General features: G+C 71.3%; 17 protein-coding genes. 10 read left to right on the top strand and 7 right to left on the bottom strand.

The window, feature by feature from the left end; all coding sequences use genetic code 11:
- Positions 1-20: 20 nt before the first annotated feature.
- The gene (locus JYK02_RS11420) at positions 21-1,667 is read right to left on the bottom strand and encodes a DUF2339 domain-containing protein (RefSeq protein WP_207050956.1); all 1,647 of its coding nucleotides are present in this window, start codon (positions 1,665-1,667) and stop codon (positions 21-23) included.
- 152 nt (positions 1,668-1,819) lie between these two features.
- Here JYK02_RS11420 and JYK02_RS11415 point away from each other — a divergent pair, with 152 nt between their 5' ends.
- Positions 1,820-2,677 carry a DUF2911 domain-containing protein gene (locus JYK02_RS11415; protein ID WP_207050955.1) on the top strand — a complete coding sequence of 286 codons (858 nt, stop codon included), beginning with the start codon at positions 1,820-1,822 and terminating at the stop codon, positions 2,675-2,677.
- 23 nt (positions 2,678-2,700) lie between these two features.
- Here the strand turns inward: JYK02_RS11415 and bshA are convergent, their stop codons facing one another.
- From bshA to bshC, 3 genes are read right to left on the bottom strand one after another with little or no spacing between them, the layout of a single operon-like run.
- Positions 2,701-3,864, bottom strand: a complete 1,164-nt coding sequence (gene bshA / locus JYK02_RS11410) for an N-acetyl-alpha-D-glucosaminyl L-malate synthase BshA (RefSeq protein ID WP_207050954.1) — start codon at positions 3,862-3,864, stop codon at positions 2,701-2,703.
- Positions 3,861-4,667, bottom strand: coding sequence for a bacillithiol biosynthesis deacetylase BshB1 (gene bshB1 / locus JYK02_RS11405; RefSeq protein ID WP_207050953.1), 807 nt, complete (start codon positions 4,665-4,667; stop codon positions 3,861-3,863). Before bshB1 ends, bshA begins: the two co-directional genes overlap by 4 nt.
- Positions 4,664-6,289 carry a bacillithiol biosynthesis cysteine-adding enzyme BshC gene (gene bshC / locus JYK02_RS11400; protein ID WP_207050952.1) on the bottom strand — a complete coding sequence of 542 codons (1,626 nt, stop codon included), beginning with the start codon at positions 6,287-6,289 and terminating at the stop codon, positions 4,664-4,666. Before bshC ends, bshB1 begins: the two co-directional genes overlap by 4 nt.
- A 132-nt stretch (positions 6,290-6,421) precedes the next feature.
- On the opposite strand from bshC, the gene JYK02_RS11395 reads away from it, so the two are divergent.
- The 3 genes from JYK02_RS11395 to JYK02_RS11385 are packed head-to-tail and all read left to right on the top strand — an operon-like array spanning position 6,422 to position 10,790.
- Complete coding sequence (locus JYK02_RS11395) at positions 6,422-8,905, top strand: PIG-L family deacetylase (protein ID WP_207050951.1); 2,484 nt, start codon at positions 6,422-6,424, stop codon at positions 8,903-8,905.
- A complete protein-coding gene (locus tag JYK02_RS11390; RefSeq protein WP_207050950.1) occupies positions 8,902-9,081 on the top strand; it encodes a hypothetical protein in 180 nt (59 codons plus the stop codon). The genes JYK02_RS11395 and JYK02_RS11390 overlap by 4 nt, the downstream gene beginning before the upstream one ends.
- Positions 9,078-10,790, top strand: a complete 1,713-nt coding sequence (locus JYK02_RS11385) for a sodium:solute symporter family transporter (protein WP_207050949.1) — start codon at positions 9,078-9,080, stop codon at positions 10,788-10,790. The genes JYK02_RS11390 and JYK02_RS11385 overlap by 4 nt, the downstream gene beginning before the upstream one ends.
- Positions 10,791-10,804: 14 nt before the next feature.
- On the opposite strand, the gene JYK02_RS11380 is transcribed toward JYK02_RS11385, so the two are convergent.
- Both JYK02_RS11380 and dgcN read right to left on the bottom strand, forming a co-directional pair.
- Positions 10,805-11,533 carry a YebC/PmpR family DNA-binding transcriptional regulator gene (locus JYK02_RS11380; protein ID WP_207050948.1) on the bottom strand — a complete coding sequence of 243 codons (729 nt, stop codon included), beginning with the start codon at positions 11,531-11,533 and terminating at the stop codon, positions 10,805-10,807.
- A 61-nt stretch (positions 11,534-11,594) separates the two neighbouring features.
- Positions 11,595-12,608, bottom strand: coding sequence for an N-acetyltransferase DgcN (dgcN, locus tag JYK02_RS11375; protein ID WP_207050947.1), 1,014 nt, complete (start codon positions 12,606-12,608; stop codon positions 11,595-11,597).
- Between the two features lie 120 nt (positions 12,609-12,728).
- Here dgcN and JYK02_RS11370 point away from each other — a divergent pair, with 120 nt between their 5' ends.
- The 5 genes from JYK02_RS11370 to JYK02_RS11350 all read left to right on the top strand — a co-directional run bounded on the left by JYK02_RS11370 (position 12,729) and on the right by JYK02_RS11350 (position 19,069).
- Positions 12,729-13,355, top strand: a complete 627-nt coding sequence (locus tag JYK02_RS11370) for a hypothetical protein (protein WP_207050946.1) — start codon at positions 12,729-12,731, stop codon at positions 13,353-13,355.
- Between the two features lie 107 nt (positions 13,356-13,462).
- The gene (locus tag JYK02_RS11365) at positions 13,463-14,074 is read left to right on the top strand and encodes an RNA polymerase sigma factor (protein ID WP_347402466.1); all 612 of its coding nucleotides are present in this window, start codon (positions 13,463-13,465) and stop codon (positions 14,072-14,074) included.
- Positions 14,071-17,232, top strand: coding sequence for a CHAT domain-containing protein (locus tag JYK02_RS40750; protein WP_207050944.1), 3,162 nt, complete (start codon positions 14,071-14,073; stop codon positions 17,230-17,232). The genes JYK02_RS11365 and JYK02_RS40750 overlap by 4 nt, the downstream gene beginning before the upstream one ends.
- Positions 17,233-17,319: 87 nt before the next feature.
- Positions 17,320-17,802, top strand: coding sequence for a hypothetical protein (locus JYK02_RS11355; protein ID WP_207050943.1), 483 nt, complete (start codon positions 17,320-17,322; stop codon positions 17,800-17,802).
- A 355-nt stretch (positions 17,803-18,157) separates the two neighbouring features.
- The gene (locus tag JYK02_RS11350) at positions 18,158-19,069 is read left to right on the top strand and encodes a hypothetical protein (RefSeq protein ID WP_242588697.1); all 912 of its coding nucleotides are present in this window, start codon (positions 18,158-18,160) and stop codon (positions 19,067-19,069) included.
- Between the two features lie 18 nt (positions 19,070-19,087).
- Here JYK02_RS11350 and JYK02_RS11345 read toward each other — a convergent pair whose 3' ends face one another.
- The gene (locus JYK02_RS11345) at positions 19,088-19,618 is read right to left on the bottom strand and encodes an FHA domain-containing protein (protein ID WP_207050941.1); all 531 of its coding nucleotides are present in this window, start codon (positions 19,616-19,618) and stop codon (positions 19,088-19,090) included.
- 185 nt (positions 19,619-19,803) lie between these two features.
- Here JYK02_RS11345 and greA point away from each other — a divergent pair, with 185 nt between their 5' ends.
- Entirely contained in the window at positions 19,804-20,316 is a 513-nt protein-coding gene (gene greA / locus JYK02_RS11340; protein ID WP_207050940.1) for a transcription elongation factor GreA, read from the top strand.
- Positions 20,317-20,403: the final 87 nt, after the last annotated feature.

Genomic DNA, 20,403 nt, shown 5'->3' with positions numbered 1-20,403 from the left:
TCTCCGTGGGGTGTCTGTCCTCAGCCGCGCCGGTCGCGCAGCCGGGTGTATGTGTATGAAACGAGCAGCAGCATGACGCCGAGCAGGATGAACGTCAGGACGCGCTGATCCGGCGGCAGCTTCGCCACGTCCACCAGCACCAGCCGGCCCAGGCCAAGTCCCAGCACCGCGAGCGCGGCCAGCCGGTACCAGCGCTCGCGCACCGCGAAGCCCACGCCGAAGAGGAGGAACGCGGCGATGACCCAGCCCAGCGTGACGAGCCCCTCGGGCATCCTCGCGCCCACCAGCGCCACCAGGGACAGCCCCGCGCCCACCGCGCAGATGGCGGTGAAGAGCGTCCGGGCCTCGGGCTCGGGCAGGCCGGCGACGCGCACCGTCCCGCCGCGCTCCACCAGCACGAACGCCACCACCAGCCCGGCGAGCAGCGTCAGCCGTCCCGGCGTCTCCCATTCACACGCGCCCAGCGCCACGTAGAGGATGAGCACGCCCACGCCGCGCAGCACCGGGGACGCCACGCCGCGCGCCGCCACACCCGCGACGAGCCCCGTCACCGTCCATGCCGCCACCAGCGCGACGTCGTCGTAGCGGGCGGGCATGGCCAGCGCGAGCGTCACCGCGGTCAGCGCGAGGTACGCGTGCGTCAGCGCCGCGGGCGCACGCTGGAGCCGCGACACGACCGCCCCCGCGCCATGCGCCAGCGCGACGACGAGCAGGAACGTGAAGAGGCCCGAGTCCTGCTCCTGGGAGACCTCGTACGCGCCCAGCGACGTCAGGCCCACCCAGTTGAGCAGCGTGAACGCGAGGCTGGCGCGCACGGGCAGGTCGCGCGGGCGGACGAGCAGGGCCACGGAGAACAGCAGGAAGTAGAGCGAGAGGAAGCCCAGGCTCAACAGCAGCCGGTCATCCTCCGGAGCCCCCGGGGCCATGTGGCCCGTGCGCACCGCCCAGACGATGTGCGTGCTGTAGACGGCCACCAGGCTGGACAGGGGAACGATGACCCAGCGGTTGCGCACCAGGAAGAACAGCGCGCCCGCCGCCAGCAGCGTGGTGGACAGCAGCGTGAACGCGGTGATGTCGCTGAGCATCCCCGTGTGCAATCCCAGGAACAGCGCGATGCCCGCCACCGTCTCCGACTGCATCCGGTGCGCGATGGTGACGATGGCCACCACGAAGCCCGCCAGCAGCACCAGCGCCAGCACCTCGCTGTCGATGACCCGCACCGCCGGGATGAAGTGCAGCGCGTAGGTGACGAAGTACGCCAGCGCCAGACCGCCGCCGAAGACGATGCGGCCGAACAACTGGTGCCGCCGCGCCAGCCACAACCCGAACGCGCCCAGGCCCGCGCTGAGCAGGTAGCCCGCGCCCACGCGCGCCAGCATCCCCAGCTCCCCGAAGTGGTAGGTGATGAGGTACGCGATGCCGATGATGAGCGCCACGATGCCCAGGCGGCTCAGCCAGTAGGTGCCGACATGCGCCTCCAGGTCCCGCTGCTCGGGCGCGGCGGTTACCGGGGGCGCCGCGACGGGAACGGAGGGCGTGGCCACGGGGCGCGGCACCGGCACCTCCCGCGCTTCCAGGGTCGCGAGCCGCGTCTCCAGGGCGGCGACCGTCGCCTCCAGCCGCTTCACCGTGTCCCGCAGGTCCTGCCCTTCACCCTCGTCCGACATGGACTTCCCCTCATGCATCCGCGCGCTACCCGGCCCGGGCACTCTTCAAGCACAGGCGCCGCGTCCCTTCAATTTGGGAGGGTGAGGCCGCGCGGAACCTCGTCTATACACTCCGTCGGCTCCGCGACCCCTCCCGGGTCGGAAAGGACGAAGTGAAGACAATGAGGAACCCGCTTTTCGGCCGCATGGCCTCCGCGCTCATGATCCTGTCGGCGATGCCCGCGCTGGCGCAGCTCAAGCTGCCGGCGCCCAGCCCCGGGGCGAAGGTGTCGCAGGAGGTGGGGGTCTCCGAAATCTCCATCGAATATTCCAGCCCCGCGGTGAAGGGCCGGAAGATCTGGGGCGAGCTGGTCCCCAATGACAAGGCGTGGCGCAGCGGCGCCAACGCGGCGACGAAGATCACCTTCAGCCACCCGGTCACCTTCGGCGACAAGGCCGTCCCGGCCGGCTCCTACGCCATCGTCAGCCTGCCTTCGCAGAAGGGCTGGAAGGTGATGCTGAACACGGACCTGGGCCTGTGGCGGGGCGCCGCGCCCTATGACGCGTCCAAGGACGTGGCCTCGGTGAGCGCCACCACCACGGAGATTCCGGCGCGCGAGCGCCTGACGTACCTCTTCTCCGACACCACGGACACCGGCACGCGGCTGGACCTGGAGTGGGAGAAGCTGCGCGTCTCCGTGCCCATCAAGGTGGACACCGCCGCCCTGGTGAAGGCCAACATCGAGCAGGGGGAGAAGAGCGCGGCCAGCATGCACACGAGCGCGGCCTCCTATCTGGCGGGCGCCGGCAAGGACCCCGCCGCCGCGCTGAAGCACGCCGACGCGGCCGTGGCCACCAACCCCACCTGGTACGCCCACTGGACCCGCGCCGGCGTCCTGGCGCAGATGGGCAAGTACGCCGAGGCCCGCAAGGCCGCGCAGACCGCGTGGGACCTGGGACAGAAGGACCCGAACTTCTTCGCCAAGGATCAGGTCTCCAAGGCGCTGGCGGACTGGAAGAACAAGAAGTAGCCCGCTCGTGCTCCCGGGGCTCCTCAGCGTTCGAGGGGCCCCGTCAGGAGCCGGCGGTAGAGCGCCTCGTAGCGGTCGATGGCGGGGTCCTTCTGGAAGCGGTCCAGGACCCGCTCCCGCGCGCGGTGTGAGAAGGCCTGCCAGCGCTTCGCGTCCTCGACCAGCGTGAGCACGTGCCGGGCCATGGCGGGGACGTCCCCCAGCGGCGCCAGGAAGCCCGTCTCTCCATGCGTGACGAGCTCCGGGATTCCGCCCAGGTCGCTGGCCACCACGGGAATGCCGCAGCTCAACGCTTCCAGCGCGGCCAGCCCGAAGCTCTCCTGCTCGCTGGGGAGCAGGAAGACGTCGGAGGCGGCGACCAGCTCCTCGAAGCGGTCCTGCTTGCCGAGGAACGCGACGCGGTCCTCCAGGCCCTTCTCCCGCAGCGTCCGCTCGGCGGGGGAGCGCTCCGGACCGTCTCCCACCATCACCAACCGGCAGGGACGCTGGCGGTGGACCTCGGTGAAGATGGCGACCACGTCGGTGATGCGCTTCACCGGCCGGAAGTTGGAGACGTGGATGAGCACCGGCTCGGTGTCTCGCAGGTCCGGGAAGAGGGCGCGCAGGCAGGCGCGGTCGCGTATCGGGGCGTAGCGCGCGGTGTCCGCGAAGTTGGCGATGACGTCGATGGGGACGCTCTCGGGGATGTCGAAGCCCTGCCACGTCGCGCGGCGCAGGTACGCCGACGGCACCGTCACCGCGTCGCTGCGCAGGATGGAGAAGCGTGTAATCGGCAGGTAGCTGGGGTCGATTCCCACCAGCGTGGTGTCCGTCCCGTGCAGCGTGGTGACGACGCGCGGCGCCCTGGGGCCCAGCACCTCGCGCGCCATCCACGCGGCGGTGGCGTGCGGCACCGCGTAGTGGACGTGCAGGATGTCCAGGCGCTCGTAGCTGGCGACCTCGATCATCTTGGAGGCCAGCGCGATGGGATAGGTGCTGGACTGCTGGAGCGCCGGGTAGTCGCTCTCGGTCACCTCGTGGAAGACGACCTTCCGGTTCGCGCCATGGAGCCGGACTGGCAGGTCCCGGGCGATGAAGTGGACGCGGTGCCCCCGGTCCGCCATCGCGAGGCCAATCTCCGTGGCGACCATGCCGCTGCCACCGAAGGTCGGAAAGCAGGTGATGGCCACGTTGAGCGGGGCGTTCATGTGCGTGCCGGGAAGAACAGGGGCCGGGCGAAGCTATTCCTGCGGAAGTGGTCCAGCGGGTCGGCCAGCCCCAGCGTCTCGCGCAGGACGTAGGGCTCGCCGTGGGTGACGCCAATTCGCGCGCCGTAGAAGCGGTCCCGGGCTTCCAGCGAGGACAGCGACAGCGGTGAGCCCACCAGCGTGGGAGGGGCGTCCGGGCGGGGCAGCACCTGGCTGGCGTAGCAGTGCACCGCCGCCAGCTTCTGCGCGTAGACGGAGGAGACGTCGACGACGACGCTGGGCTCCGCCAGGTGCCGCAGCGGGTAGTAGAGAACCTGCCGGGGCGTGAAGGGCTCCGCTGGGGGCTCCGCGTCGAACTTGCGCACGCCCGCGAAGAAAAGGGCGCGCGTCACCAGCGCGCTGGCCGCCTCGTGGTCCGGGTGCCGCTCCTGCTCCCAGGGCACGACGACCAGCTCCGGACGCAGGCGGCGCAGCACTTCCACCACGCGGGCCACGGCGGCGGTGCGGGCGCGCTCGGGCTCGGGCGTGTCGAAGCCCGCCCACGGATTGAGCCATCCGTCGGGCAGCTCCAGGTTCTCACGGTGGGCCAGCCCCAGCGCGCGGCTGGCGGCTTCCGTCTCTTCCGCGCGGGATTGCAGTGTGCCGCGCGAGCTCTTCTCGCCGCGCGTCAGGTCGACGATGCCGGTGCGGTAGCCGCGGGTGGCCATGCTCGCCATCAGCCCGCCGCAGAACAGCTCCACGTCATCCGGGTGGGGGCCAAAGGCGAGGACGTCGATGCCGTAGGCGGTGCCGGTCGTGCTCATGGCGTCAGGTCCTTCGAGTCACCGGAGAAGGGGACACACGCGTCCAGCACCTGCTTCGTGAAGGCACGCATCCCGATGCGGCAGGCGAAGTAGGGCAGCCCCAGGACACGCTCCTGGGGCGCGTCCTGCGGGAAGAGGAACGTGCGCAGGCGGTCCACCTGTCCGGCCATCGTGGCATCGCGCCGGGCGAGCGCGCGGCGGTAGCGGCCCGCCAGCCGGGACACCGCGACCCGCACGGTGCCCCGGGTTCGGCGCAGCGCGTCCTGGAGGTTCGCGTCCACCGCCGACACCTGTCCGGCGACGCGCTCCAGCTCGGAGGAGAACGCGCCGAAGAGGCGGGCCTCCAGGGCCTCGGGCGTCTCCAGCGCTTCCGGGGCATTCCGCGTGGCCAGCCGCGTGAGCAGCGTGTCGCGCGGCACGTTCACCTCATCCGGCTGGAGCCCCGCCTTGCCCAGCCACCGGCGCGCGCGGTCATCGAGCACGCGGAAGCGGGCCCGGGGGATGGCGAGCGGCATCGGCCGGCCCGCGTGGGCATAGAGCGGTGCCAGTTGCGCGAAGTAGGCCAGCTCGCCCGGGCCGCCGACATACGCCGCCGTGGGGAGCCAGGTGTCCTGGAGGAGGGGACGCAGCAGCGCGGACGTGGTGAAGCGCATGGGTTCGCGCTCCAGGGCGGCGTGCAGCGCGTCCTGGGTGATGGCGCTGCCTTCCGGCTGGCCCACCAGGCTCCAGGTGCCCGCCTCCGCCGGGTCCAGCCGGTAGCGCGGGCCATCGAGCGCATCCGGTGAGAAGAAGCTGAGCGGCGAACCCGGGCGGACATGGACCTGCACCGCGTAGCCCGCGCGGGTGAGCGCCTCCGCGCGGGCCGCGAGCACCGCGGAGAGGGGTCCCGCTTCCTGGAGGGCGAAGCGATGCACGGGCGCGGCCAGTGGTGCCAGCCGTGCGTCCCTCGGGTCGAGGAAGATGAGGCCCTCGTCGGCGAAGAGGGACGACAGCACGTCGGTGAAGGCGCCCGCGAGCGTGGCTTCGGGCCGGTAGGCCCCCTCCAGCAGGCAGAGGAACTCCTCCGCGTGGGGTTCCGCTCCCAGTTGGGCGCGGAGGGTGGCCAGGGCGGTGAGGACGCTCGGGCCCAGGTGGCGGTGGGCGATGGGCGCTCGAGACGTGGCCGCATCCGGAAGCTCGAGCGCCAGACGACAGGGCCCTCCGCCCGGACGTGGGATGACACAGTGGTCGATCTCCGGAAGGTCGTGGTCCTCCGTCTGGAGCCAGAAGACGGGAACACAGGGCCGGCCGGTTTCTTCCTGGAGCGCGCGCGCCGTGACGATGGCGGACGCGGCTTTGTAGAGCGTGTACAGCGGGCCCAGGAACAGGCCCATCTGTTGTCCCGTCACCACCGCCACGGTGCCGGGCCGCGCGAGCAGCGCGAGGTTCCGCTCCCGGGCGGGACTCGGCGCGAGGCGCGCGTTCTGCGCGGCGAGGACGTCCAGCAGCGCGGGCGACACCGTGCGCGACGCGGCGGCGGCCACGGCGCGGGCGCGCGCTTCGCGGTGCAGATAGTCATTGGACAGGAAGGAGAGCGCGGACGCATCTCCGCGCAGCCACGCGGTCGAGAACGAGGACGTCACGGCCTGTCGTGATAACAGGTCGCGGCGGGCACGCCACCGGAAGTGCGGACTCGCACCTTGCGTCCGTGCATGGCGGCGAGCGTCATTCCGGAATGAATGCGGACCGCACCGGTTGGTATAGGGTCCGTGCGAATGCGGAACCTGCTCCTTGGAATGACGCTGGCCATGAGCCTTGGATTCGGGTCGACGGCGATGGCGCGGCCCTCACGGCAGCCCCACGCGGGTGAGATCGCGGCGGGCCTGAAGCGGCTCGGTGTGACGGGCAGCGTCCTCTATGTCGCGGCCCACCCGGACGACGAGAACACGCGCCTGCTCGCGTGGCTGGTGGGAGAACGCGGCCTGCGCGCGGGCTACCTGTCCCTCACGCGCGGGGATGGTGGGCAGAACCTCATCGGCACCGAGCAGGACGCCCTGCTCGGGCTCATCCGCACGCATGAGCTGCTCGCCGCGCGGAGCGTGGATGGCGCGGAGCAGTACTTCACGCGAGCGCGGGACTTCGGTTACTCGAAGAGCGCGGAAGAGGCGCTGCGCATCTGGGGACATGACGCGGTGCTGGCGGATGTGGTGCTCGCCATCCGGCGCTTCCAGCCGGACGTCATCATCACCCGCTTCACCACGCAGCCGCCGAACCACGGCCACCACACGGCCTCCGCGCTGCTGGCGGCGGAGGCCTTCATCGCCGCCGCGGATCCGAAGCGCTTCCCCGAGCAGCTGTCCGAGGTGAAGCCGTGGAAGGCGGACCGCCTGCTGCAGAACGCCTCCTCGTGGTCGTTCAAGCCCGATGAGGACCTGTCCCGCTACGTGAAGCTGGAGGTGGGCGGCTACGACGCGTTGCTCGGGCGTTCGTGGGGGGAGGTGGCCGCGGAGAGCCGCAGCCAGCACAAGAGCCAGGGCTTCGGCCAGGCCGCGGACCGGGGGCCCGCCATGGAGTACTTCACGCCGCTGGCGGGCACGCTCCCGAAGCGCGACGTGTTCGAGGGGCTCGAGTTCTCCTGGAAGCGCTGGAAGGGCTCGGAGGCCGTCGCCAGCGCGGTGGCCGCCGCGGCGAAGGCGTTCGATGCGCGCGCCCCCCACCGCTCCCTGCCCGCGCTCGTCCGCGTCCACGACGCGCTGACCGCGCTGCCGGACAGCCACCCATGGAAGGCGCCCAAGCTGCGTGAGACGGAGGCGCTCATCGCCGCCTGCGCGGGGCTGTTCCTGGAGGTGCGTGCCGCCGCGCCCCTGGGCATCCCGGGCCTGCCCGTGGCGCTGGACGTGGTGGCGCTGAACCGCTCGCCCGCCGCCGTCGAGTGGGTGGGGCTGACCCTGCCAGGCGAGAAGCCTGAGGCCGTGGGGAAGGCGCTCGGCGCGAACGTGCCCCTGAAGCTGTCGCGCACGGTGACGCTGCCGGCGACGGCGCCCATCTCCACGCCCTACTGGCTCCGGGAGCCCATCACCGGCGGGCTCTACACGCTCAAGGGAGAGGACCGCGCGCTCACCGGCCAGCCGGAGGGTCCTCCCGCGCTATCGGTGACGTTCGAGTATCAGGTCGCGGGCCGGCGCTTCCGCGCGGAGCGTCCGGTGGTCCACGCCTGGACGGATCCGGTTCGCGGCGAGCTCTACCGTGACTTCGAGCTCGGCCCGCCCGTCACCGCCACCCTGGCGCAGGACGTGCTCATGTTCCCCAACGGCGAGTCCCGTGCCGTGCCGGTGGTGCTGGTCGCGGGGATGGACCAGGTGCCGGGCAAGGTGCGGATGGTGGCGCCGCCCGGCTGGCGCGTGGAGCCCGCCTCGGTCGAGTTCAAGCTCGCGGCGCGCGGAGACGAGCGCACCGCCACCTTCCAGGTCACGCCGCCCCAGGGCGCGACGCAGCAGGGAGTCCTCTCCGTGGAGGTCGACGTGGCAGGCCGCGCGTGGTCGTGGCGTGCCCGTTCCGTGTCCCATCCCCACATCCCGCCGTTGACGGTGCGCCAGCCCTCCACGGCCACGGTGGTGCCGTTCTCCCTGGCCACGAAGGGCAAGCGCATCGGCTACATCCCCGGTCCGGGTGACCGCGTCGCGGAGAGCCTGAGCGCGGTGGGCTATGACGTGACGCTGCTTCCCGAGGAGCGGCTGGCCCGCGAGCCGCTGGAGCGCTTCGACGCCATCCTCGTGGGCGTGCGCGCCTTCAACGCCAACCCGCACCTGACCGTCCACCGGGAGCGGCTGCTCCAGTACGTGGAGGGCGGTGGGCGGCTGGTGGTGCAGTACAACACCAACAGCCGCGTGGGGCCGCTCACGTCCTTCGTCGGGCCCCATCCGATGGAGATTGGCCGCGACCGGGTGACGGATGAGACGGCGGTGATGACGCCGCTGCGCGCCAATGAACCGCTGCTGCGCGTGCCCAATGCGCTGACGGCCTCGGACTTCGCGGGCTGGGTCCAGGAGCGGGGCCTCTACTTCGCGTCGTCGTGGGACGCCCACTATCAGCCCGTGTTCGCCATGAACGATGCCGGCGAGGCGCCGCTCCAGGGCGCGCTGCTGGTCGCGCGTCACGGCAAGGGCACGTTCATCTACACGGGCCTCGCCTTCTTCCGTCAGCTCCCCGCCGGGGTTCCCGGCGCCTACCGCCTGTTGGCCAACATCCTCTCCCCATGAGCACCGCTCCCAATCTGACTCCCCGCGAGCCCGCCGGCGCCGCCCCCGCGCACCGGCCCGAGCTCGATGACGCACCGCCGCTCCTGGGCTCCTGGCGCAACATCTACATCCTGGTGTTGGGCGTCTTCGTGCTGTTCGTCGCCCTGTTCTGGGCGCTCACCGGGGCGTACGCGTGACGGGGCTCGACTGGCTGGTCCTGGGCGGGACGATTGCGTTCATCGTGGTGTGGGGCCTCTGGAAGTCCCGGGGGCAGGCCACCAGCGACGAGTACATGCGGGGAGGCCGTGAGCTGAAGTGGCCCACCATTGGCCTGGCCGTCATGGCCACGCAGGCCAGCGCCGTCACCTTCCTCTCCGTCCCCGGGCAGGCCTACGAGGACGGGATGCGCTTCGTGCAGTTCTACTTCGGACTGCCGATCGCGATGGTCATCATCAGCGCCGTCTTCGTGCCTATCTACTACCGGCTGAACGTCATCACCGCGTACGAATACCTGGAGTCTCGCTTCGACCTGAAGACGCGGCTGCTGGGCGCCTTCCTCTTCCTCATCCAGCGCGGCCTGGCGGCGGGCATCACCATCTACGCGCCGTCCATCATCCTCTCCACCATCCTCGGTTGGCCGCTGGAGCCCACGGTCATCGTCATGGGCGCGCTCGTCATCCTCTACACGGTGACGGGGGGCTCCCGGGCCGTGAGCCAGACGCAGAAGCAGCAGATGGTGGTGATGATGGGCGGCATGGTGGTGGCCGCCGCGGTCATCCTCTGGCGCCTGCCCGCGCACGTGTCGTTCGGCAAGGCGGTGGACGTCGCGGGCGCGTTCGGCCGGATGAACGTGGTGAGCTTCGACTTCGACATGCAGGACCGTTACAACTTCTGGTCCGGCATCACGGGAGGGCTGTTCCTGTCGCTGTCGTACTTCGGCACGGACCAGTCCCAGGTGGGCCGCTACCTGACGGGCCGCTCCATCTCCGAGAGCCGGCTGGGGCTGCTCTTCAACGGCGTGCTGAAGATCCCGATGCAGTTCTTCATCCTCTTCGTCGGGATCCTCGTCTTTGTCTTCTACCAGTTCAGCACGCCGCCGCTGCTCTTCAACGACGCGCTGCGCACCCGCGTGCAGGGCACGCCGCAGGCGGCCGAGTACGCCGGGCTGGAAGCGAAGTGGGAGCAGGTCCAGTCCGGCAAGCGCGCGGAGGTGGAGCGCTACCTGGCGGCCGTCGAGTCCGGTGACGCGGCGGCCGGCGAGGCCTCACGGGCGCTGCTCCAGGACGCGCAGAAACAGGCGAGCGCGGTCCGCAAGGAGGCCAAGGCCATGGTGGCGCGCGCGCTCCCGGGCGCGGAGACGAAGGACTCGGACTACATCTTCATCGCCTTCGTGAAGCGCTGGTTGCCCAGCGGGCTGTTCGGGTTGCTCATCGCCGTCATCCTGTCCGCGGCCATGAGCTCCATCTCCAGCGAGCTGACGGCGCTGGGGACCACCACGACGGTGGACTTCTACCGGCGGGTGTTCAAGCCCGGCGCCTCGGACCGGCACGTGCTGGTGGCGTCCAAGCTGTTCACCGTGTTCTGGGGGCTGGTCGCGGTGGCGTTCGCGACCTTCGCCTCGCTGCTGGACAACCTCATCCAGGCCATCAACATCCTGGGGTCCATCTTCTACGGCACGGTGCTGGGCATCTTCCTGGTGGCCTTCTTCGTGAAACACGTGCGCGGTCATGCCGTGTTCGCGGCGGCCGTCCTCTCCCAGGCGACGGTGATTGCCCTCTTCTTCCTCTCGGACGTGGGCTACCTCTGGTTCAACGTCATCGGCTGCGCGCTGGTGCTGGTGCTGGGCTGGGTCATGCAGCGCGTCCTGCCGAGCGCCGGGACGCAGGCCCCGGCTACGGGGGCCTGAGTCCGCGGGGGGCGTCAGGCCAGGTTGTGGAAGACGTGCTGCACGTCGTCGTCCTGCTCCAGCATGTCCACCAGCTTGAGGACCTCCGTGGCCTGGTCCTCGGGCAGCTCCTTGAGGGTGCCGGGCAGGGGGATGTACTCGGACTGCGTGGACACGGGCGCGATGCCCTTGGCTTCAATCGCGGACATGAGCTTGCCGAAGTCCGCGAACTTGCAGCGCAGGAGCAGTTGCTTCTCGCCCTTCTCGCCGGTCGTCTCGCCCATCTCCTCCAGGCCGTGGTCGATGAGCTCCAGCTCCAGCTCCTCGGCGTTCACGCCCTCGGCGTCCAGGCGGATGGCGCCCATGTGCTCGAAGAGGCGGGACACGCTGCCCGCCGTGCCCATGCTCCCGCCCAGCTTGGTGAAGGGGAAGCGGACGTTGGCCACGGTGCGCGTGACGTTGTCCGTCGCGGCCTCCACCAGGATGCCCACGCCGTGGGGCGCGTAGCCTTCGTAGAGGAGGATCTGGTAGTCGGCCTGGTCCTGACCACTGGCGCGCTTGATGGCGGCGTCCACGTTGGTCTTCGGCATGTTCGCCGCGCGGGCGTTCTGCACGGCCCGGCGCAGCGCGGGGTTTGATTCGATCGTCGGCCCGCCCGCCTTCACGGCAATCACGATGTCCTTCGTGATGCGCGTGAAGACCTTCGCCATCTTGTTCCAGCGGGCGAACATCGTCGCCTTGCGTGTCTCGAAAATGCGTCCCATGGTTTCCTCAATATACCGTGACCCGCTCCGGTGGAGAGGGTTTCGCGGAAAGGGCGGTGTGTCACCCGCGCGGGAAGCGGCTCGCCAGCGCGTCGGCCAGGGGGCCCGCGCCCGTGCGCAGCGGGTCCACGCAGGGCAGGCCATGCGCCCGGCCGGTGGCCTCCAGGAGCGAGCGCGCTTCGTCCTCGCCCAGGTGTTCGGTGTTGATGGCGATGCCCGTGCACTGGATGGCCGGGTTCGTCAGGCGGCCCTCCAGCACCGTGCGGTCGATGACGTCCTGGATGGACGGCAGCGGGTGCTTCACGCCCCGCATGCGCGTGCGCGTGGGCTCGTGACAGACGATGAAGGCGTCCGGCTGCGCGCCGTGCAGCAGGCCCAGCGTGACGCCCGCGAAGGAGGGGTGGAACAGCGACCCCTGACCCTCCACCACGTCCCAGTGGTCCGAGTCGTTCGCGGGGGTGAGCCACTCCGCCGCGCCGGCGACGAAGTCGGACACGACGGCATCCAGCGCCACGCCGCGCCCGGAGATGAGGATGCCCGTCTGCCCGGTGGCCCGGAAGTCCGCCTTCCAACCGCGCTGGCGCAGCTCCTTCTCCAGCGCCAGCGCCGTGTACTTCTTGCCCACCGCGCAGTCGGTGCCCACGGTGAGGACGCGCAGGCCGGGCCGCTTCGTGCCCTGGCCCGTGGCGAAGTCCCGGTCCGGGAAGCGCACGTCGTGCAGCTTGCGCCCGTGCTTCGCCGCCGCGGCCGCCACGGCGGGGAAGGACGACAGCCGCTTGTGCAGCCCGGTGGCCACGTCCAGCCCGGCCTCCAGCGCCCGCACCAGCGTGTCCACCCACGCGTCCGCCAGCACGCCGCCCGGGTTCACCACGCCCACCACCAGCGTGCGCGCGCCCTTCGCCTTCGCCTGGGCGATGTCCATGTCTGGCAGGCCACAGTCCGCCGCGCAGCCCGGGAGGCGCAGCTGACCCACGCACCAGTCGGGCCGCCAGTCCACGATGCCGTGGGCCGTCTTGGCCGCGAGCTGATCCTTCACGTCTCCCAGGAACAGCAGGTAGGGCTTGTCGATGTCCACGCGCGGTGCCTTAGCACGGCCGAAAAACGGCGTGGAAATGGCGCGGGGGAATAAGCGCGACAGCCGACGTAACAGGGTGGAGCCCGGCCACGGGCTTCCCCTCAGCCCCGGAGTCCCCCCATGCGCTTCCTGCCTTCCGCCGCCTTCGTGTTCGCCGCCTCGCTCGCCACCGCCTGTGGGGGCCCGCTGGAGGAGGCGCAGGTGGATGACTCCAGCGTCGCGGACGAGTCCATCGCCAGCCAGGAGCAGGGCATGGACGAGTCCTGCGTGAACCCGGGCGTGGTGCTGGCGCAGCCGGACGGCGCGGCGGTCACGGCCGTCCATCCTTCGTGCGGCTACCTGGACGCGGCGGCGGCCTCCAATGACAGCTCCTATGACCAGACGGACTGTCCCAACCGCTTCGTCACGGAGGTGTCGGGCCTGGGGGGCAAGTTCGCCCAGCCGTTCGTGGAGGTCATCCCGGCGTCGAGCAACGTCGGCGAGAGCGCCTGCAAGGGAGTGGCGATCATCGGCTCCGCGTTCGGCTACAAGAACAGCCTCTGGTACTCGATGGGCTCGGTGACGACGACGGGCAACTGGATTCCGCCGGGGGTCTTCTTCCCGAACGGGCTGTGCATCCTGCGCGTCAACATCGGCTCGGGTGGGACGGGCTACAGCAAGATCCGCGTCACGGGCGTGGGCGCGGCGCTGGGGGCCTTCAAGACGCGGGTGCGCACGGGCGTCCGCCTGGGGACCAGCTCCTGCTAGCCCTCCGGGCCGCCGTTCCGGGCGGCCCACCTGGCGGGTGGGAAGCGCGGGGGAGGGTGTCGACAGACTTCGCGGGCGGGGCGGCTCCTGCTAGGAACGCCCCCGTGGTGTTCCGCCCGCGATCGCCCCGCGTCGCCCCCCGGCCCGGGGAGTCCTCCGCCTCCGACACGGAGGTGCCTTCGGCTTCCCGTGAGGACGCCGCGGAGTTCCAGGCGCTCGTCGCGCAGTGCGCGCCGGCGCTGGAGGCACGGGCCCGCATCCTGTGCCGGGGCCGCAACCCGGCGGACGCGAAGGACCTGCTGCAGGAGACCTACGAGCGCGCCTTCCGCGCGTTCCATACGTATGACCGGTCCGCGCCCCCCATGGCGTGGCTGGCGTCCATCCTCGTTCGACGCTTCCTCGACTGGTGCCGGCACGACCGGCGCCACCCCCAGGAGGAATTCACCGACGCGATGGGGGACACCCTGGCGGAGGCCGAAGCCGCCCCGGAGACCTGGGCGCGCTACACGTTGGACGACGTGTGGAAGGCGGTGGAGCAGCTCCCCCCGGAGCTGCGCGAGGTGGTGCGCATGAAGGACATGGAGCGACAGAGCTACGCGGAGATCGGCCGGCGGCTCGGCATCCCGTCCATGACGGTGGGCACCCGCCTGTTCCGGGCGCGCAAGAAGCTCAAGGAGCTGCTGCTGGCCCGTGAAGGCACCGCGGAGGGTCCAGCGTGACGGTGTCATGTGAACAGCTCGCCGCCTTCGTGGACGGAGAGCTTCCGCTCGAGGAGGCCGAGGCCTTCCAGGTCCACCTCGCGGACTGCGCCGAGTGCCAGGCCGCCCTGGAGGACCAGGTGCAGGCGAGCCTCCTCGTCCAGGCCGCCGCGGACGCACGCGCGGAGGCCGGTGCACGACCCTCGGCTGGAGCGCCTTCTGGTCTAGAGACCGCGACCGGTGCGCATGCAGCGACCGTGAAGTCACCCGAGGCGGAAGCCCGGCCCGGTGCGCATGCGAGCGCCGAGGCGTCGTCGAGCGCGGAAGCCCGGCCTGGTGCGGGACTACGGGCCGTGCCGGGGACGGTAACTCCTTCCGCTCCGCTGCCCGACACCGGGTCGCGGTCTTCGCCTGTTCGCTCCGAACGTTCTCGCCCGAGCTGGGATCGCCGCCGCGTGGCGGGCTTCGCGGCAGCGGCTGCCGCGGTGGTGCTCGCGGTGCTGGCGGTGGGGCGTCCGTGGCGTTCGTCCGAACAGGAGCGCGTGCTGCCCTTCGCGCTCGCCGCCGCGCGCCCGCTGGAGGGACGGCTCAGCCACCCGGGGCTCGCGGACTACCGTGCCACGGGCACGATGCGTGGCAGCGGGGACGGCCGGCCGGAGCTGGACCTCAAGGCCCTGACGGAGCTGGAGGCGAAGGGGGACCTGCACGGCGTCGCGACCGCCTGGCTCGCGGCCGGGGACTTCGAGCGCGCGGAGCGCATCCTGGAGCGCCTGCCCGCGTCGCCCGCCGTCATGGGCGACCTGTCGCTGGCGGCCCTGGGCCGGGCCCAGCCGGAGCGCGCGCTGTCGCTGCTGGAAGTCGGCCTGGAGTCCGCGCCGGACGACGCGCGGCTGCACTGGAACCGGGGCCTCGCGCTCCAGGCGCTCTCGCTGGAGCTGGCCGCCGCGGCGGAGTTCTCCCGTGTGGCGCAGGCGAAGGAGCCCGGCTGGAGCACCGAGGCCCGCGAGCGCGCGGACGGCCTGCGCAAGGGCGCGCTGGCGCGGCGGGACTCGTGGAAGGCCATGAACGCGGCCGGCATGGCGCTGGCGCTGGACGGCACGCCGTACCCGGCCACCATGGCGCGGCGCAACCCGGACCTCGCGCGGCTGTACCTCTACCACGCGCTGCGCGCCGCCACGTCCGTGGAGCGCGTGAAGGCGCTGGCGCCGCTGGCCGAGCTGCTGGACGACGTCACCCGCACGAAGACGGCGAGCGCCTACGTGGCCCGCGTCGCGGCGGCGGACTTCCTCAAGCGCGGCCCGCTGGCGAACACCTACCGCGACATCCTCGCAGGCACGCGGACGCTGGAGGGCGCGGAGGCGGACGCGTTCCTCGCGCGGCTGCGGCGCTCCAACGAGCGCGACCTGCTCATGGGCGCCATCCTGCTGCTCCACCTGGAGGACCACTTCGTCGACGAGCTGACGACGCTCGTGCGTCAGTCCGGCGAGCCCGCCTGGTACGACGCCCCGCTCGCGCGCGGCCGGGCCCAGGCGGCGCAGGCGCGGGGCGACACGCAGACGGCGGAGACGTCCCTCAAGGACGGCCTGGCCGCGTGCCGGAGCGCGGGCTTCCAGTACCGCTGCGTCGACCTCCAGCGGCACCTGGCGGGCCTCTACAACCGGCTGGACCGCCGCAAGGAGGCCGAGTCCCTGGCCCGCTCCGCGCTGGAGGAGGCCTTCCGCAGCGACAGCTGGTTCCAGGAGGAGATGCTCCTGGCCGAGCTGGTGACGAGCGCGCGGCTGAGCCACGACCCGGCGCTGGCCCGCGCGTTCCTGGACGAGTACGTCCAGCACGATCCAGAGGACTGCGCGCGCCGCTCGGAATACCACCACGCACGGGCGCTGCTCTTCGTGGAGGACCTGGACGCGAAGCGCTCCCGGCGCGAGGTGCAGGACGCGCTCGCCTGTCCCAGCGCGCCCACGCTCCTGGAGGTCGCCGTCGCCGGAGACCTGCTGCGGCTGGAGGGCAGCGCGGTGCCGGGCCGCGAGCTGGACCGCGTGCGCGAGCGCATCCGCGTGCTGCGTGACGACCCGTCGCTGACGGCCGGCGAGCGGCTGCTCGTGGACCACATCGAGGGGCGCATCCTCATCGAGCGCGATCGCGAGGAGGGCCAGCGGATCCTCCGCAGGGTCATCACCGGCTCCGCGCTCCAGCGCTCCACGGACATCGAGGCGCGCAAGGCCTGGGCCCACAGCCACCACGTGCTGGTGATGGACGCCGGCCGGGCGAAGGAGTGGGGCCCCGCCGTGGACCTCATCGCGGAGGAGGTGGACCGCACCGCGCCCACGTCGTGCCTGCTGGCGCTGGCCGGCCAGGATGAACGGATGCTCTTCGTCGCCCGGGGCCCCACCGGCGCGAGCAGCGGGCTGTACCTCAACGCCCTGAAGCGCCCCCTGCGTGAACAGGTGCCCGCGGTGCCCGAGCCGCTCCTCCAGGTGCTCGCGGGCTGCGACGCCGTGCGGGTGCTGGCGGAGCCCATCCTCCAGGGGCGCCCCGGGCTGCTGCCGGCGGACCGCGCTTGGAGCTACCTGGCCCCCGGCGGCCACCGCGTGGAGGCCCCGGCCGCGGCGCCCGCTCCGAAGCGGCTGGTGGTGTCCGACGTGGAGCCGCCCGCGTCCCTGGGGCTGCCGCACCTGATGCCGTGGAAGGGCGTGACGGGCCCGGGCGACGTCCACCTGCGGGGCCGCGCGGCCACGCCGGAGGCCGTGCTCGCGGAGATGAAGGACGCCACGGAGGTGGAGCTGCACACGCACGGCCTCTCCGGCGCCGTGTCCGACGCGGCCTTCCTGGCGCTGTCCCCGGACGCGGCCGGCCGCTACGCGCTCACCGCGGAGGACCTGGAGGGTCACACGCTCCAGGGCGCCCCGGTGGTGATGCTGGCCGCCTGCGACGCGAACGTGGGCGCGTGGCGCTACCACGCGGTGTGGAGCCTGCCGGCCGCGCTCATCCAGGCGGGCGCCCGGGCCGTGGTCGCGCCGTCCACGGAGGTTCCGGACGTGGAGGCCGGGGCCTTCTTCCAGGCGCTGCTGGACGCGCTGCGACGCGGCACGCCGCCCGCCCAGGCGCTCCGGGACACACGTGCCAGGTGGCTCCAGCAGGGCAGCGCCCGGTGGGTCCAGGACCTGGTCGCGTTCGAATAGTTAGAGTCCCGGCGAATATCCGCGCCGTCGCGCGTATGGGAACCGGGAGGAAGCATGATCACGCGTTGGAAGTCCGCAGTGGGAAGGATGGCCGTGGGGATCGCCACGCTGTCGGCGACGCAGGCCGGGGCCCAGCAGGTGAGGACCCCGAACAATGCGGTGAAGACCGCTCCGGCGGCGAAGCCCATCGCCAGCCCCGCGACGCAGAAGGCCACCGGCGCGGTGGACGTGGCCGTGGATGAAGGCGCCAAGGGCACCCGGATGTACCGGTATGACCGGAGCACCGGAAAGCTCACGCTGGTGAAGCAGCTCAGCCAGAAGGACGCGGCCAGCACCACCGCCGGCTTCAAGGCGCTCTCCTCCGTGGAGAGCGGCGGCGTGTCCCTGGTGGATCCGGACCGCGGCGGCGCCGTCGCCCCGGAAGGCAAGCCTCCCAAGGGCGGTGGCCCCCCGGGCGGACATGATCCGGGCGTCCTCACCCAGACGGACCTGGCCAACATCAACCGCGAGCTGACCGCCCTGAAGCTGAACAAGGGCCAGGTGAAGCTCGGCATGGCGCAGCAGCGGTAATCCCAAACTCTCACGGGCTGGAACAGACGGCCGTGGCGCCGGGGTAGGGATGCGTCCCCTCACCCCGGAGGGCCACGGCCTTCACGTTCCTGGATGAACGCTGGCCTGCGCGTTCAACCCCAGACGTCCCGAGTGTCGGCCCTGGCCTCGCTCCCGCGTTTCCCATGCCTCTCATGCCTTGCCCCACGTACAACGTGGTCACACTTTTCGTGCGTGAGGGGGCGCTGCTCGCCCGTTTGTCTTTGACGCCCTTCTCGTCCGAATGACCCGGGTCCCACCGAGGACCCCAAGGCGGCAGGAGGGTGCACACATGGGGAACATGGAGAATGGGCGTCGTCGTGGAGCGGGAGTGCGCATGCTGTTCGGGGCCTGGAGCCTGACCCTGGCGGTGCTCGGGGCGGGCTGTGACCCTGGCGCGAAGGAACCCGCGCCAGTGGAGACGCTGGCCACGCAGGAGCAGGACGCGCTCAGCTACAACCAGCTGTCCGCCAATGGGCTGTCCTACAATGGCTTGTCATTCAACGGGCTGTCGTTCAATGGCCTGTCGTTCAATGGCATGTCCACCGAGGCCTTCGCGTCGTGGTTCAGCATGGATCCGGCGCTCGCGGATGAAGTCATGCGCTACGTCGTGCGCTGCGCCGTCCCGGCGGGGCAGTCGCGCGCGTATACCCATGCGCCAACGAACACGTTGCACACCTGGCACGGACTGCTGGGGCTGGCGCCGGGCTGGGCCGGGGGCGCGGCCGCGACGGTGGCCGAGCAGCAGATCGTCTCCGCGTGTCTCGCCGCGCACGCGAATCCCTTCGGCGTGAGCGTGCCCATCTCCGTGCAGGGCCGGAGTGGGATGGGACAGCCGATTGCCTCCTCCGCGGAGGAGCTGGCCACGTTCACCCGGCCGGAGTCGTGCTTCTTCGGCAACCTCTTCCAGGGGCAGGGCATCTACGCCGGCAGCAACAACCCGCCCCTCGCCGCGAACCAGAGCACCACGCGCGCGTGCGCCGTGGTGGATGGCTCCGGGGCGCCGCGCATGACGTGCGCGCCGCTGGTCTACGTGGGGAGCTGCTCGGCGGTGTGCACCCCGGATGGCACGGCGGGGCTCGCCTTCGCGAGCTGCACGGCGGGCGGGGTCGGCTTCCAGCCGCTCACCACGCGCGTGCGTGAATCAGAGGTGGCCGTGTGCGGTGACGGCGTCTGCCAGATCACGGAGTCCTGCGGGACCTCCAACACATACAACGCGTGCGCGGCGGACTGCGGCGCCTGTCCGTGAAGTTTGGCGGAGCTGCCTTCAGCCGGAGTGGGAGCCCAGGCCGGAGGCCGCGCCCGCGCGCAGCCGCTCGTGCAGCGCGTCGGTGAGCAGGTACCAGAACTGGACGTTGCCGAAGCTGAGGATGTCGCCGCCCCGCAGCGGCACCTCGCGCTTCCCGATGGTGCTGGCATTGACGAAGGTGCCGTTGGTGGAGCCCAGGTCGCGCACGGTGCAGCGGGCCTCCGCACGGCTCCACTTGAGCTCCGCGTGCTGCTTGGACACGGACCCGTCGTCCAGCACCAGCTCGCAGTCCAGCCGCCGGCCAATCCGCAGCACGTCGGAGTCCTTCAGGTTGGGGAGCGTGGCGACGAGCAGGTCGTCGAACTCGAAGAGCAGGGCGAGCATGCCCTGTTCGACGTCGCCGGGGTCCGCCATGCGGGTGGGCGCGAGCGCGGCGGCGGACAGCTCCGACGGCGGACGCTGCACCAGTGCGAAGGGGCCCAGCTGATGCTGGAAGGCGCCCACGGGCAGGGCGGAGGCGAGCGCGCGCAATTCCTGGACGGACAGCACGGAAGGCAGCCTAACGGGTCGGCCGTCGGGCGCCCAGCCACTACCGGACGGTCGTGATGAGGCTTTCGTTGACCCGCGAGTCGCTCGTTCCCTACATTGACCCTTTCGAGTCGCGGGCCGGGTTCCAGGAGGGAGCGCCGGACCCCCGATGCATGCAGCCAGGTGATGGAAGGAGCGGTGGTTCGATGAGCGGGAGCGACAACATCCCGATGACCCCCCACGGTCTGCAGAAGCTCAAGGACGAGCTGAAGCACCTCCAGTCCGTGGAGCGGGGCAAGATTTCGCGTGAGATCGAGGTCGCGCGCGCGCACGGCGACCTGCGTGAGAACGCCGAGTACCACGCGGCCAAGGAGAAGCAGTCGCACATCGAGGGGCGCATCCTGACCCTTGGTGACTGGATTGCCCGCGCGGAGGTCATCGACCCGGCGAAGCTGGGCGGCGACAAGGTCGTCTTCGGCGCCACCGTGGAGCTGGTGGACACGGAGAACGACAAGACCATCAGCTACCGGCTGGTGGGTGAGACGGAGGCGGACCTGAAGAAGCGGTGGATCGCCGTCACCTCGCCGGTGGCGCGCGCGCTCATCGGCAAGAAGGTGGGCGACATCGCGACGGTGCAGAGCCCGGGCGGTGTCCGCGAGTTGGAGGTCGTGGCCATCAGCTTCGAGGATCCGCAGGAAGAGCCCGTCAGCCAGAGCTGAAGCCCGGCTGGCCGGGTGTCCTTCGGGGGGGCGGGCCTGGGCTCGCTCCCCCGGTTTCGTTTTCCGCGCGGCGTCAGGAGCGCTTCG

Source organism: Corallococcus macrosporus, from assembly GCF_017302985.1.
In the GTDB taxonomy this organism is placed as follows: domain Bacteria; phylum Myxococcota; class Myxococcia; order Myxococcales; family Myxococcaceae; genus Corallococcus; species Corallococcus macrosporus_A.
This window is presented reverse-complemented; position numbering and strand designations above follow the sequence as displayed.

Excerpts from the sequence above, each read along its gene's own strand:
- JYK02_RS11420 (WP_207050956.1), bottom strand. The coding sequence starts at position 1,667 with ATGTCGGACGAGGGTGAAGGGCAGGACCTGCGGGACACGGTGAAGCGG.
- JYK02_RS11380 (WP_207050948.1), bottom strand. The coding sequence starts at position 11,533 with ATGGGACGCATTTTCGAGACACGCAAGGCGACGATGTTCGCCCGCTGG.
- JYK02_RS11395 (WP_207050951.1), top strand. The coding sequence starts at position 6,422 with ATGCGGAACCTGCTCCTTGGAATGACGCTGGCCATGAGCCTTGGATTC.
- JYK02_RS11390 (WP_207050950.1), top strand. The coding sequence starts at position 8,902 with ATGAGCACCGCTCCCAATCTGACTCCCCGCGAGCCCGCCGGCGCCGCC.
- JYK02_RS11370 (WP_207050946.1), top strand. The coding sequence starts at position 12,729 with ATGCGCTTCCTGCCTTCCGCCGCCTTCGTGTTCGCCGCCTCGCTCGCC.
- bshA (WP_207050954.1), bottom strand. The coding sequence starts at position 3,864 with ATGAACGCCCCGCTCAACGTGGCCATCACCTGCTTTCCGACCTTCGGT.
- bshB1 (WP_207050953.1), bottom strand. The coding sequence starts at position 4,667 with ATGAGCACGACCGGCACCGCCTACGGCATCGACGTCCTCGCCTTTGGC.
- JYK02_RS11355 (WP_207050943.1), top strand. The coding sequence starts at position 17,320 with ATGGCCGTGGGGATCGCCACGCTGTCGGCGACGCAGGCCGGGGCCCAG.
- JYK02_RS11350 (WP_242588697.1), top strand. The coding sequence starts at position 18,158 with ATGCTGTTCGGGGCCTGGAGCCTGACCCTGGCGGTGCTCGGGGCGGGC.
- greA (WP_207050940.1), top strand. The coding sequence starts at position 19,804 with ATGAGCGGGAGCGACAACATCCCGATGACCCCCCACGGTCTGCAGAAG.